Source organism: Collinsella sp. AF31-11, from assembly GCF_003475605.1.
Lineage (GTDB): Bacteria > Actinomycetota > Coriobacteriia > Coriobacteriales > Coriobacteriaceae > Collinsella.
Genome location: NZ_QRQS01000010.1, coordinates 15,449 through 28,911, shown reverse-complemented (window position 1 = coordinate 28,911; position 13,463 = coordinate 15,449). Strand labels below are relative to the sequence as shown.

13 protein-coding genes are annotated in these 13,463 nt (G+C 61.1%); 2 read left to right on the top strand and 11 right to left on the bottom strand.

Going from position 1 to position 13,463, the window contains the following annotated elements; translation table 11 throughout:
- Window positions 1-551: 551 nt before the first annotated feature.
- The 5 genes from DWZ22_RS07495 to DWZ22_RS07475 all read right to left on the bottom strand — a co-directional run bounded on the left by DWZ22_RS07495 (window position 552) and on the right by DWZ22_RS07475 (window position 4,560).
- Complete coding sequence (locus DWZ22_RS07495) at window positions 552-1,256, bottom strand: transaldolase (RefSeq protein WP_233546471.1); 705 nt, start codon at window positions 1,254-1,256, stop codon at window positions 552-554.
- A gap of 323 nt (window positions 1,257-1,579) precedes the next feature.
- On the bottom strand, window positions 1,580-2,971 hold the full coding sequence (locus DWZ22_RS07490) for a PTS ascorbate transporter subunit IIC (RefSeq protein WP_117793885.1): 1,392 nt from the start codon (window positions 2,969-2,971) through the stop codon (window positions 1,580-1,582).
- A gap of 71 nt (window positions 2,972-3,042) precedes the next feature.
- Window positions 3,043-3,318 (bottom strand): PTS sugar transporter subunit IIB, encoded by a 276-nt coding sequence (locus DWZ22_RS07485; protein ID WP_022094539.1) that lies wholly within the window; start codon window positions 3,316-3,318, stop codon window positions 3,043-3,045.
- Window positions 3,319-3,393: 75 nt separating this feature from the next.
- Window positions 3,394-3,840: a PTS sugar transporter subunit IIA gene (locus DWZ22_RS07480; protein WP_089573145.1), complete on the bottom strand. Its 447-nt coding sequence runs from the start codon at window positions 3,838-3,840 to the stop codon at window positions 3,394-3,396.
- A gap of 9 nt (window positions 3,841-3,849) precedes the next feature.
- Window positions 3,850-4,560 (bottom strand): transaldolase, encoded by a 711-nt coding sequence (locus DWZ22_RS07475; RefSeq protein WP_117564350.1) that lies wholly within the window; start codon window positions 4,558-4,560, stop codon window positions 3,850-3,852.
- Between the two features lie 348 nt (window positions 4,561-4,908).
- Between DWZ22_RS07475 and DWZ22_RS07470 the strand changes: the two genes are divergently transcribed.
- Complete coding sequence (locus DWZ22_RS07470) at window positions 4,909-5,700, top strand: DeoR/GlpR family DNA-binding transcription regulator (protein ID WP_158548938.1); 792 nt, start codon at window positions 4,909-4,911, stop codon at window positions 5,698-5,700.
- Between the two features lie 45 nt (window positions 5,701-5,745).
- Here DWZ22_RS07470 and DWZ22_RS07465 read toward each other — a convergent pair whose 3' ends face one another.
- A complete protein-coding gene (locus tag DWZ22_RS07465) occupies window positions 5,746-6,573 on the bottom strand; it encodes an HAD hydrolase family protein (RefSeq protein WP_158573313.1) in 828 nt (275 codons plus the stop codon).
- Between the two features lie 75 nt (window positions 6,574-6,648).
- Here DWZ22_RS07465 and rlmKL point away from each other — a divergent pair, with 75 nt between their 5' ends.
- Window positions 6,649-9,213, top strand: coding sequence for a bifunctional 23S rRNA (guanine(2069)-N(7))-methyltransferase RlmK/23S rRNA (guanine(2445)-N(2))-methyltransferase RlmL (gene rlmKL, locus DWZ22_RS07460; protein ID WP_117843262.1), 2,565 nt, complete (start codon window positions 6,649-6,651; stop codon window positions 9,211-9,213).
- A 94-nt stretch (window positions 9,214-9,307) separates the two neighbouring features.
- Here the strand turns inward: rlmKL and DWZ22_RS07455 are convergent, their stop codons facing one another.
- From DWZ22_RS07455 to DWZ22_RS07435, 5 genes are all read right to left on the bottom strand, one after another.
- Window positions 9,308-10,021: a response regulator gene (locus DWZ22_RS07455; protein WP_118405815.1), complete on the bottom strand. Its 714-nt coding sequence runs from the start codon at window positions 10,019-10,021 to the stop codon at window positions 9,308-9,310.
- Window positions 10,022-10,025: 4 nt separating this feature from the next.
- Window positions 10,026-11,651 carry an ATP-binding protein gene (locus tag DWZ22_RS07450; RefSeq protein WP_118405814.1) on the bottom strand — a complete coding sequence of 542 codons (1,626 nt, stop codon included), beginning with the start codon at window positions 11,649-11,651 and terminating at the stop codon, window positions 10,026-10,028.
- 87 nt (window positions 11,652-11,738) lie between these two features.
- Complete coding sequence (locus tag DWZ22_RS07445; RefSeq protein WP_199583469.1) at window positions 11,739-12,590, bottom strand: IS3 family transposase; 852 nt, start codon at window positions 12,588-12,590, stop codon at window positions 11,739-11,741.
- 20 nt (window positions 12,591-12,610) lie between these two features.
- Window positions 12,611-13,108, bottom strand: coding sequence for a helix-turn-helix domain-containing protein (locus tag DWZ22_RS07440; RefSeq protein ID WP_118268027.1), 498 nt, complete (start codon window positions 13,106-13,108; stop codon window positions 12,611-12,613).
- Window positions 13,109-13,220: 112 nt separating this feature from the next.
- The gene (locus tag DWZ22_RS07435; protein WP_147333367.1) at window positions 13,221-13,415 is read right to left on the bottom strand and encodes a hypothetical protein; all 195 of its coding nucleotides are present in this window, start codon (window positions 13,413-13,415) and stop codon (window positions 13,221-13,223) included.
- Window positions 13,416-13,463: the final 48 nt, after the last annotated feature.

Sequence of the window (13,463 nt, the reverse complement as noted above, 5' to 3'; positions counted from 1 at the left end):
TGCCCGGTAGAGCTGTTCAACCACGTCAAGTATGAGATCTTACATGCGCGGAACAAAGGATAATCGAAGGGTCTTGGGCGACTTGCGCGTCGCCCCGAACACATAGCCGGCAGGGTCCTTTGCCTTGGCGATGACTGCCAACTCGGGGCCGGATCGTTTTCGATACTTGATAGATATGGATTAGAAGATCATTAGATTACAAGTTGATCCATGATGCGGAACCGCGTTGTCCACGCGATGCCGCCGGAGCCCACGCCGCCGTCCGAGGTGACGCCGGCCGCGTAACACGAATCGTCATCCGGCGAACGAAGCCGCCAGCGGCACGCGGCGTTGCCATCCGAGCCCAGCCCCATTACTGCCCGAGACAGTTGGCGGGGTAGCGCTGTCGACCCCCATCGGAATAAAGGTAGAGATTCAGCTCAGGACCTACCGACGGGTTCGCGTCGGCAGCCCCGGCCTTTCCTTTGCCTAGCGCGACCCTCGCGAAGCGCGTGAGCGATAGGGAAAGGAAAGGCCGGGGCGAACAATCCGCGGCGCAGCCAGTGTTCGCGTTACGGCAGGATATGGAAACCGAGCGCCGCGATATCCTTGGCAAAGCCGCGCACGGTATCGAGCGAAACCTCGTACGGGTCGCGGCCGATGTTCTTGCGCTTGGCCAGAATGCTGTTGGGCACCGTGATGATCTGGCAGCCGCAGGCCTGTGCCTGGTAAATGTTGATAAGTTCGCGCGTGGACGCCCACAGAACCTCGCAGTTGGGCTTGGCGGCGGCCTTCTTGACCGACTCCGTCATAAACGGAATGGGATTGACGCCGGTGTCGGCGATGCGGCCGGCAAAGAGCGAGATGATGGACGGCGTCTCGGCGTCGACGGCGTCGACCATCTCGTCAACCTGCGCGGGCGTAAAGATGGTGGTGACGTTGACCTTGATGCCGTCGGCGGAAAGCTTGCGCACCAACTCGGCCGTGGACTCGCCCTTGGTGGTCACGCACGGAATCTTGACATAGACGTTCTCGGCCCAGGCAGCGATCTCGCGGGCCTCGATCTCCATGGTCTCGACGTCGTCGGCAAAGACCTCAAACGATACGGACACATCGGTGATGTGGGCCAGGACCTCCTTGGCAAACGCGCGGTAATCCGTCACGCCGCCCTTCTTCATAAGGGACGGGTTGGTCGTGAAGCCCTGAACGTTGCCGTTCTCGTACATGTCGAGCATGCCCTCGAGGTTTGCACCGTCAGCGAACACCTTGATTGCCATCTGCCTGATTCCTTTCGTTAGCATACGGGCGTGGAACTGCTAAACACTTTATCTACGTTTATCAAGGCGTGAACTGCGGTTTTTTATCTTCTCGGCGAACGGTTTTGTGGTTTTACCATTTTTATTAAATCAACCCAGCGGCAAAACGTTTTTGCCATTAATCGTAATTAATTCCATTCACGGCGCAGAGGCGATGCTTCGTCAGCGCATTTTCATAACCGCTCCAAATAAAAAGCGGTGACGCCTCATTTGAGACGTCACCGCTTCCGTGTAGGAGCCGGTTATCGGAGCTCCGCCCGATTAGGGCTTAACGTATGCCTGGATTACTCTTCCTCAACGTGATTGATCACAGCACCCTTGGTGTGGATGAAGTTGGGGACGAAGGCAACGACCAGAAGGACAGCGAGAATCGCGTAGACACCGGTGGTACCGAAGGCCTCGGCAGCGCGGCCAAGCGTAATACCAATGACGGAGAAATCAAAGTCGCCAAACGTAGTGTTCTTGAAACCAAAGACGTCAAGAACGGGCAGGAGCAGAGCCGGGGCAAAGGTGATGAGCAGGCCGTTGACGAAAGCGCCAAGAGCTGCGCCCTTGCGACCGCCGGTAGCATTGCCGTAGATACCTGCAGTAGCACCGCAGAAGAAGTGGGGAACCATGCCCGGGATGATGAAGATGCCCAGGGTAGCGCCCACGATGAACATACCGACCACGCCACCGATAAAGGAAGCGACAAAGCCGAGGATGACGGCGGTAGGAGCATAGGGGAAGAAGACGGCACAGTCGACGGCGGGGATGGCGCCGGGGATCAGCTTGTTGGAGATGCCCTGGAAAGCCGGGACCAGGTCGGCGAGGATCATGCGAACGCCGTTATAGACGATGGTGACACCGACGGCGAAGGACAGAGCACAAGTCAAGGCATAGACAATCACGTTGTCGCCGCCAGCGGTCTCGGTAACAACCGCGGGATCCGCAACATAAGCGGCAAATGCGGTAACCAGGTAGAAGAAGGCCATGGTAAGAGCCGTGGAGATGGTGGTGTCGCGCAGGAAGGAGAACTTCTCGGGAACCTCGATCTTCTCGGTGCTGTTTTCCTCGGCGTCCTTAGCAAAAAGCGTACCGACTGCAGCGGAGATGTAATAGGCGAGTGAACCGAAGTGGCCCATGGCGATTTCATCGCCATCGGTAACCTTCTCGGTGAAACGCTGACCAACGGCGGGAAGCATAGCGCTCACGAGGCCCAGGAACATGCCGCCCACGATGACAAGCTGGACATCCTGGAAGCCAGATGCCTGCAGAACGGCAGACAGCAGGCAAGCCATAAACATGCTGTGATGGCCCGTCAGGAAGATGTACTTAAACTTGGTAAAGCGGGCAATGATAATGTTCACGACGTAGCCGAGAATCAGGATCATCATGGTCTGAACGCCGAGGACGCTCTGAGCCATCGAAACGACGACCTCGTTGTTGGGCACGACGCCGGTGATGTGGAAGCCGGTCTCGATGAAGGTGCCCAGCGGAGCAAGGTTCTCCTGGACAACAGCAGCGCCGGCAGACAGCATGATGTAACCAAGAATGGGCTTCAGGGTTCCCGTCATCACCTTGTGGGCAGGGCGCTTGAGCGCAACAAGGCCCACAAAGGCAAACAGACCCATGATCCACGCTGGCTTGGTCAGAATCGATTGGATAAACTCAAGTATGGGAAGGATGGCTTGCATCTGCGCTTCCTTTCTCTCTAACGTGGGCGCGTTTCCCTCTTCCACAGGGAACCGCCCTTTTTTGTGCCGCTTTAGGCGTTAGCGGCAGCCGCCTTGATTGCCTCGAGGGCGTCTTCGCGGATCTTCTTCTTGTTCACATAGCTGCGAACGATCACAACGTTGCCGTGGAGCTCGGGGGCGAGTTCCTTAACGGTGATGAACAGATCCGGATTTGCGGAAGAAGCACCGTTCAGGTCCATAGACTCAACGTCGGCCTTGATGCCCTCCTCCTCGCAAAGCTCCTCGACTTTGCCAGCGAGCATCAGGCTGGACCCGATGCCGTTTCCGCATACGGTGATGATATGCATGGCAACCTTCCTCTCCTACACGTGACGGTTTTCCGTCTATCCAAAAGCGGCGACGCATCGCCGTGCCATTAAGGCCTAAAAGAATGAACGCATGGTCTCCAAAACCTGCTCGGGCGTATCGCATGCGCTGAGCTTGGCAACGCAGTCCTCGTCCTCGAACATCTGCGAAAGCTCCGCCAAGCAGCCAAGATGAGCCTTGGGGTCGGGTGCGCAAATACCCACGAGCACGTGAACCGGATCGAAATCCTCGTGTCCAAACGCAATGGCAGGGTCAAGCGTGACGATACAGATCCCCGCTTCACTCACATTGCCATCTGCCTGAGCGTGGGGCATGGCGATGCCCTCTTCCAAGACCATATAGGGGCCGAATTTGTGAACCGATGAAATCATGGCGTCAACATAGCTCTGGTCGCATTTGCCAGCGTCTACGAGCAACTTACCGCATGCCCTGATCGCTTCCTCCCAGTCGGAGGCCTCGACGTGGCAGGCAACAAGCTCGGGCTTAAGAAGATCGGTCAGCATACTCGTCCCCTACTCCTCGGGCAGAATGTGAAAACCAAGCGCCTGAATGTCGCGGGCAAAGCCCTTGACCGTATCAAGCGAGTACTCAAGCAAATCTTTCCCGAAATTCTTGCGTTTGGCAAGAAGGGCATTGGGGACCGTAATGATCTGGCATCCAACGGACTCCGCCTGGAAGATATTGAGGACCTCGCGCGTAGACGCCCAGAGAACCTCGGCAGCAGGCTTAACGGCAGCCTTCTTTACGGACTCCGCCATGAGGGGCAGCGGATCGACGCCGGTATCGGCAATGCGACCGGCAAAGATGGACAGAATAGAGGGGGTCTCAGCAGAAACGGCATCGACAAACTCGTCGACCTGCTCGGGCGTAAAGATAGTGGTGACATTCACCTTGATGCCGTCGGCAGAAAGGCGCTTGACCAGCGCGGCAGTGGACTCACCCTTGGTGTTGAGCGCCGGGATCTTAACGTAGACGTTGTCTGCCCAGGTTGCGATCTCGCGAGCCTCGGCTTCCATACCTGCCTCGTCGTCGGCGAATACCTCAAAAGAGACCGACACATCAGTAATGTGCTCAAGAACCGTCTTGGCAAAAGCGCGGTAGTCGGTCACGCCGCCGGCCTTCATAAGGGAAGGATTGGTCGTGAAGCCCTGAACGTTGCCATTGTCATGCATGTCAAGCATGCCCTCGAGGTTAGCGCCGTCGGCAAACACCTTGATCGCCATGTTCGGTCCTTTCTCATCTAACACTATTGCTATCGAAAGCCTTCTTCTTTGTTTCAAAAGCTTTTCGGTTTTCTTTTATAAACCATTTCAAAAGCTATCGAAAGCTCAATTGTCAACTTTCCGTGAACGGTCGAATATCGGGCGTGAACGTACTTCTTTTGGGCGGCACCTTCAGAATGAGACTCTTTATAGCCCGTTTACGTGCGAACTATCTGCTACGCATGCATTTGTGACATGCCATTCCGTTCTTTTGATTCATTCGAATTTGCCTTGTTCTTTTCATATCGATACGTTATATTTCGATTACGAAAGGCGCATCTTTTACCTTTTGTTCAAAAGGAGCGGCATATGGCATCTACTTCAGACCTTTCACCGGCCGAGCGTCAGCGATTTATCATGAATTGGCTGGCCGAAAAGCCAAATATCTCGGTATCCGACATCGTTCGCCGTTTTTCGGTTTCGGAAGTCACCGCACGACACGACCTCATCTCGCTGGAATCCGAAGGCAAGCTGCGTCGCGTACGCGGCGGAGCGGTATCGCTTTCTCGCTCCAACGCAATCTCGTATCCCGAGGAGCGCATCAATGTCCAAGTCGAGGCCAAGGAGGCCATCGCCGCAACCGCAGCAACTCTTGTTGATGATGGCGATGTTCTGGTAATTGATATCGGCACCACAGGCTTTTACTTCGCTAAGGCCCTCATGGATAAGCGTGAGATCACCATTATCACCGGCGATCTTGCAATCGCGAACTACGCCAGCTTCAATCTCCCCAATGCTTCGGTAGTGCTGCTGGGCGGCTCTGTGCGCAAGGGCCACCTCTATCTCGCGGGCGCACTAACGCTCGACTGCATGAGCAAACTACATGCCGACAAGGCGTTTGTCAGTGCCGACGGATTCCACCCCGACCACGGTTTTACCGTCGAGCACGACTTCTCGGCCATGATCAAGCATATGTACCTTACCAACTCAAACCAGGGCTACATGATGGTTGACCAGGGAAAGTTCAACAAAACCAGTTTTTATCAGTCCGCGCAGATCGATGACCTCGACGGCATCATCGTTGATGGAGACGACGAGGGCATCATGACGGCGGCGATCGAGAGCAGTCGCAGTCATCCCAAGCTCTATATTGCAAAATAGCTCAAATGGCCGGGTCGCCCCCACTGCGGGTGACCCGGCCATTTATTAAATCAACCCAAAATGCTGCATGGCGGTGACGGTGCCGTCGTTCGCGACGTCGTCGGTCACGTAGTCGGCGAGCGCCTTGACCTCGGGCATGGCGTTGCCCATGGCGACAGCTGTCTCGACGGCAGCGAGCATGCCCAGATCGTTGCCCGAATCGCCGAAGCCAAAGGTGCGCGCGTTGCCGGTGCGACCTAGGTATTCCAGCGCTCGCGCCACGCCCACGCCCTTGTCGATGCCCTTGGGACTCAGCTCGCGGTTCTGGCCGCCAGTATTGCACAGCTCAAAGTTGCGATCGATAAAGCCGTCATCGTTGGCTACGCGAGCCAGGTTGCACGCGTTAATGCACACCTTGCCTACGTGCAAGCGGCCATCGACGCGCATCTGATCAACGCCATGCACCACGCCGGCGCCTAGCAGAAATGACTGTTCGACACCAACTGGCTCAAGTGAATAGGTGGCACCGTTCGTCTCGAACAACGCCTCGCCGCCCGCCACAGTAATGCGGCGCGCGAGCTCCTCAACAATGTCTTCGTCAATGCAATCCTCGTGCACCACGCGTCCCTCGACCTCGAGCGTGGCGCCCGCCATGGCAACGATTCCCACCGGGTTCAGCGCACGCAGGCCATCGGCAACCAGCCACAAGGGACGGCCCGTGCAGATAAATGCCTGGTGACCCGCATTGCGCAGACGACCAAATGCATCGACAACAGCCTTCGACGGATGGATTGCATTGAAGTCCTTATCGGTCATATCGTCGGGGTCGAACGACGTCAGCGTGCCGTCCACGTCAAAAAAGAGCACAGCGGAATCGGGGCACGCATCAATCATATGGGTTCCTTTCGAGGTCGATGGCAAACGAAGCATCCATCATATAATGGAGCGACGCAACCAGAGAGGTCACCCATGGAATTTTATGCAAGCTGCCCCGAGGGCTTTGAATCCGCACTCGCCGACGAGCTCAAGTGGCTCGGGCTTTCGCATGTCCGCCGCCTGAAGGGCCGCGCTACGTTTGAGGGCGAGCTCGAAGAAGGCTACCGCGCCTGTCTGTGGTCGCGCCTGGCCAGCCGCGTGTTTGTGGTGCTCGGACGCTTTGAGGCACAGGATGCCGACGAGCTGTACGATGCCGTTTACGACATTGCCTGGGAAAACATCGTCCGCTGCGGCGCCACCATTGCCATCACTGCCCGTGGTGTGACCGAGCAGCTGCGCAACACGCGCTTCTCTGCCCTGCGCGCCAAGGACGCATTGTGCGATCGCCTGGCCGAGACCACAGGCCGTCGCGCCGATGTCGATGCTGCCGACCCCGATGTCCACCTGCTGCTTTCGCTACGCCAGCGCCGTGCGAGCATAAGCCTGGACCTTTCGGGCGACCCGCTGTTCAAGCGCCTGCCGCCCGCCGCGACTCGCGCCGGCGAGGGCGCGCACGTGCTACGCCCCGACTACGCCGCCCTGGTGTTGGCGCAGGTCGGCTGGACCGCGCTGTGCGAGCGCGAGCTGACGGCCGACGACTACGAAAACGAGGCCCTACCTACGCTGATCGACGCCTCGTGCGCCGGCGGCGGCCTGCTGCTGGAGGCCGTGAACATTCTGACCGACCGCGCCCCGAGCGCCGCACGCGAGCGCTGGGGCTTTGAGGGCTGGCAGCTGCACGACGCCACTCTGTGGGAGCAGCTGCTCGCCGAGGCACGCGAGCGCGAGGCGGCGGCGCGCGAGCGCCAGGCGCGCATCGTTGCCGTAGACATCGACCCCGCCGCCCGCAAAACCGCCGAGTGCATGGTCAAGTGCGCCGGCTACAAGCGCTTTGTCGATTTTTGCGCCGCCAAATCTGCCACCGTACTGGACCACGCGGGCGCCGTCGCCGGTGCCGTCCTCGTCGCGGATACGACCGAGACACCGCTGTCGCTTATGCATGACGCCATGACGCTGGTCGGCGAGCTGCGCCGCGCGCCCGAGCTTGCTTCGGCACCGGTCGCCGCGCTCACCCGCGACGGCCTGCTGGCCCGCGCGCTCCATGCCGAGCCCGCGCGCTCCATTGCCGTCATGCCCAACAACGAAGAGGCGACTATCGAGGTTTGGCCCTCGCTCGACCACGCCGCCGCAGCGTTTGAAGCTGCGACCAGCGCGGATGCCGAGGAGCAGACCGCGGTCGCCGACGACGTCATCGGCGACGAAGCCCCCGCCATGCCCGAGCCCGCTGCCACGCTCGACCTGGGCGACGGCAAGCCGCTGCCCGTGCTCATCCCCGAGTCCGAGCAGTTCGCCAACCGCCTGCGCAAGAACGCACGCCTGCGCCGCAAGTGGGCCAAGCGCGAGGGCGTGAGCTGCTACCGCGTCTACGATGCCGACCTGCCCGATTACTCCGCCGCCATCGACCTGTACGAGGGCTGCCCGCAGACACCGGGCCGTTGGCTCGTCATCGCCGAATACGCCGCACCCAAGACCATCGACCCGGCGCTGGCCCAGGCCCGCATGCTCGATATCTTGGCCATCGCGCCGCGCATCCTGGATGTTCCGGCCGAGCACGTGCACGCCAAGGCACGCATGCGTTCGCGCGGCGGCTCGCAGTACGGCAAGCAGGGCGCCGGCAAGGGCGGCTCGGGCGAGCGCGCCAACATCGCGCGCCGTCGCCTGCCGCTCATCGAGGAAGGCGGTCTTACCTTTGCCGTCAACTTTGACGACTACCTGGACGTGGGCATCTTCTTGGACCACCGCGTCACGCGCGATCTGGTGCGCGAGCACGCCAAGCAGGCACGCCGCTTCCTCAACCTGTTCGCCTACACCGGCACCGCTACCTGCTATGCGGCCGACGGCGGCGTCGAGGAAACCGTGACGGTCGACCTCTCCAACACCTACCTGGACTGGGCCGAGCGCAACATGCGCCAGAACGGCTTTGTGGGTCCGCAGCATCACTTTGTGCGCGACGACGTGCTCGCCTGGATTCGCGACCAGCGCCAGACGCGCAACCGCTGGGACCTGATTTTTGTCGATCCGCCCACGTTCTCGAACTCGTCCAAGATGGGCCGCCGCACCTGGGATGTCCAGCGCGACCATGTTGAGCTGTTGGCCGGCGTATCGCGCCTGCTCGCACAGGGCGGCCATGCCATCTTTAGCTGCAACCTGCGAGGCTTCCGCCCCGAGACACGCAAGCTCGCACGCGCGGGCGTGGTGCTGGAGGACATTACGGCGCAGACCATCCCCGAGGACTTCGCACGCAACCAGAAGGTGCACCATTGCTATATCGTGCGCCGCCTGCCCATCGAGGACGCCATGGCCGAGGTCGGCTTTAGCGCCGAGGAAATTGCCGAGCGAACCGAGGAGCTGCGCAACCCCGAGGCCCGCAAGCCCCGTGCGGCAGTACCCGCGCACGCGCAGGCCGGCAACGGCAAGTCCAACTTTGCCGGCAAACCCTCCCCCGCCGGCAAGCCCAAAAAGAAGAAGTTCTACGCCAGCAAGCCTAAGGGCAGATAACAAAGTTGCGGTGGAATACGGACTGTTTTGCCTGGAATTAGGCAAATTTAGACCGTATTTCACCGCAACTCATATTGGGATGGCGGGTGCCGTCCTACCCTTGGATGACCAGGCGGTAGCCGATACCCACGTGCGTCTGGATGTAACGCGGATGCGCGGGGTCGGACTCGATCTTCTTACGCAACGTGCCCATAAAGACACGCAGGCTCGCCAGGTCGCTCTTGGTTGCCGTGCCCCAAATCTCGTGCAGGATAAACTGGTGCGTCAGCACCTTGTCGGCGTTGTGCGCCAGCAGGCACAAAAGCTTGTACTCGATCGGCGTCAGATGCAGCTCCTCGCCGTCCATCGTGGCGATACCGGCATCAAAATCGATATGCAACTCGCCGGTATCGAACGAGCCCTCGGAGACAACACCGCCCGCCTGCGCATACGAAAGGCGCCTGAGCGTGGTGCGAATGCGCGCGAGGAGCTCCTCGACCGAAAACGGCTTAGTCAGGTAGTCATCGGCGCCGGCATCGAGCGCTCGGATCTTGTCCGCGTCCTCGCTGCGCGCCGAAACCACGATGATCGGCATGCCCGACCACGCGCGCACCGACTCCACCACCTTGACGCCGTCCATATCGGTCAGGCCCAGATCGAGCAGCACAATGCTCGGCGCCTGCGATGAGGCGGCGGCGATGGCGGCATGGGCGGTTTCCACGGCCATATGGCGCAAGCCGTGCGCCTCGAGCGCGGCGACGATAAGGTTGCGGACGGCGGGATCGTCCTCAACGACCAAGATGAGTGGTTTTGCGGCAGAGTTCGGCACGGCGCTACTCCTTATCAAACGAAACGTCGGCGGCGGGAAGCTCAATCGTAAAGACCGAGCCGTGCGGATCCGCCGCGGCAACCTCTATGCTACCGCCATGTGCCAGCGCAATGGAGCGGCAAAGCGAAAGCCCCAGACCCACGCTGCGCTGGCTATCGGCCAGACCATGGTTGGCGGTGTAGAACGACTCAAAGATGCGCTCGCGGTCGTCGGGCGCAATGCCCGGGCCGTCATCGGCCACCGAGCACGCCACGCATCCGTCTTCGACGCCAATCGAGATCACGATATGCGAATCCGAGGGCGTATAGGTGATGGCGTTGTTCACCAGGTTGACCACCAGCTGCACCATCAGGCGCGCGTCGACGTTGACGAGCGCCGGCTCGTCGCACGCCACCACCTTGAGGTCGTGCTCGTGCACGGCCGTGTTTACGTGGCGCAACGCCTCCTCGACGATATCGTCCATAAGCTCGAGCGTGGTCGACAGGTGCATGCCGCCGCCCTCGAGCTTGGTGATGGCGAGCAGATTCTCGATGGTAGCGTTGAGCCATTGCGCATCCGAGCGAATGGATAGGAGCATGCCGCGGCGCGTCTGGTCATCGAGCACGGCCGTGCCGGTCGAGCCCTGGTCGAGCAGCACGTCGGCATTACCCGAAATGCTGGTAAGCGGCGTGCGCAAATCGTGCGAGATGGAGCGCAACAAGTTGGCACGCAGCTGCTCGTTTTTAGCGAGCACCGCCGCTTCCTCGCGGGCCTCCATGGCGCGGGCGCGATCGAGCGCCAGCTCGCCTTCGCTCACGATGGCATCGGCAAGCGTCCGCTCCTCGGGCGTCAGCGCATCGGGCTCGGCGACAATGGCGAGCACCCCCACCACCGAGTCGGGATCACCCGCGCGCACCATGGTGTCGCCCGAGTGCACGGTCAGGTATATGCCAAAGAACGCCGAGCCGCCATAGGTGGCATCGAGCGGCGTTCCCACATAGGCGGATGACGAGAGCCGTGGCGGCATCTGCGGCGCCAGCTCGTGCACCGGCGCGGCATCGCCCACGGCCGTGTACATCGTGCGCGGCAGCAGGTCATCGTCGTCGGCATCGGCGCTATACCACACGACCGGACAGTCCGAAAGACGCGCCAGTTGCGTTGCCATAGCATGCACAATCTGTTGCTGATCGCCGCACCGCTGCAGCATGCGGTTGGTCTCGAGCACCATCTGCGTGCGACGGTCGCTGGCGGCAGCCTGCGCCAAGGCGCGGCGCAGGGCCAGCGCAATCGAGCTCGACACGAGCGAGACCACAAACATGATAAAGAACATGCCGGGATAGACGCGGTCGATGAGCGACAGCGAGTAGCGCGGGTCGACAAACAAATAGTTGTAGAGCGCCACGGCGGCAGCCGAGCTCAGCAGGCAATACAGGCGGCTCCAGGTAAAGAATGCGCACAGCTGCACGGCGAACACATAAACGATCATGATGCTCGGCGCGAGACCAGGATGGTCGAGCAACGCGCCCACAATCGTCGCCGCGACCAGCAGCCCCGCCGACACGCAGACGTCATACAGAGGGCTGCGGCGCGTCAGCGTCGTGCGCCGCCACCAAAAGTTCTCGGCAATATCGCCGTCCGCACGGACGTCCATCAGCACCCCGCCCCTCTCTCAAAAACAAAAACCACCACAAAGGGACAGGTGAACTGCGCCCCGAAACTTGGACTGAATAAATAGCGACTACGCCGCAAGGGCCCGGTTCCGGAACTCCTCCGGCGTCAGGCCCTTCAATCTTACCTGCCTGCGCCGCGTGTTCCAATGGGCTATGTACCCCTCCAGGTCGCGCTTGAAGTCCCCGAAGCTGCCCCACTCCCTGCCGCGGTAGAACTCGTCCTTCACGTGGCCGAAGAGCTGCTCGGTGGCGGCGTTGTCGATGCAGTTCCCCTTGCGCGACATGCTCTGGGTGATGCCCGCCCCCTCCAGCCTGGAGGTGTAGGACTCGTGCTGGTACTGCCAGCCCATGTCCGAATGCATGGTCGGCGCCGCCCCGTCGGGCAGGGCCTCGAGGAGCCGGTCGAGCATCCTGTGCTGCTGGGCGAGGTCCGGCGAGGTCGATATGTCGCTCGCCACGATCTCCTTCGTGCAGAAGTCGAGCACCGGGGCCCAGTAGGCCTTGGCGCCCGCCACCTTGAACTCGGTGACGTCGGTGCCGAGCTTCTGCCACGGCCCCTCGGCGCCGAAGTCCCTCGCGATGACGTTCTCGAACGTGCTCCCCACGAGCCCCCTGTAGGAGCTGTACCGGCGGCGGGAGCCCCGGCGGCGTATCCCGCACCGGATGCCCATCTCGCGCATCATCTTGAGCACGGTCTTGTCGGCCACGACCGCGCCCAGCTCGGCGCGCAGGCACATGGCTATCTGCCGGTGCCCGCAGCCGTTGGCGGTGCGCGAGAATATCTCGGCCGCGGCGTCGCGCAGCTCGGGCCGGGTCGGCCTCCGCGGGTGCGCCAGCGCGTAGTAGTAGGTCGACCTCCTGAGCCCCGAGCACTCCAGCAGGTGGCGCAGGGAGTGCCCCTCCGCGCGCAGCGCCCTCACCGCCTCGGCCGCCGCCCTGGTCAGAGCCCGTCCCGCTCGACCAGGGCGCGCAATTTTTTTAGGTAGGCGACCTCGGCCTCGAGCCTGCGGCAGCGCTCCTCGAGCTCCTGCTCGCGGGTGCGGGCCCGGGGTTTCGACCTCGACCCCCTCGGCCTGCCCTTCGGGCGGGGCCGCAGCGCCTCGGCGCCGCCCTCGCGGTAGAGCCTGCACCAGCGCTCCAGCGGGGATTTCGACCTGATCCCGAACTCGGCCATGGCGTCGGCCTTCGCCATCCCGTCGTCGACCACGGCCGACGCCGCGGCGACCCTCTGCTCGAATGTGTAACTGGATTGTTTCCCGTCCATGGACAGCAGCGCCTCGCTTCCGAACGCCCGGTATACCCACTGCCATTCTCTCACGGTCTCGCGGGGAACGGACAGGGCCTCGGCCGCCGGCTTGCAGCCGACGCCGGCGTCGAAGAGCTCGACGGCCCGCCTCCTGGACTCCAGATCGTGCTTCGACCTGAGATCTATACTCATGGAAAACCTCCCATTTCCCGATGTCCAAGAAATGGGAGGCAGTTCACAGGCACCTTTGTGGTGGTTTCCCTTGTGGTGGTTCCAAGTGTATAGCCTTTGCAACCGGCGGTCGCTAGACAAACAGCACGTGCGCGAGCAGGGCACACACGCACACCGCTCCAAATACCAGTGCCACGATCGAAATTACGCGATCGGCCATATCCATGTTGGCACGATTCGTAAAGAACCGATCTTCGGCGGCGTCGACGCGCGCCTCACGCACCATTTCGACCACCGCCTCATGGCCATCGAGCGCCTTTGTATCCATGTTTACCTCCCCGGCCTCATGCTTGTCCATCGAAAACCAACTCCGTGC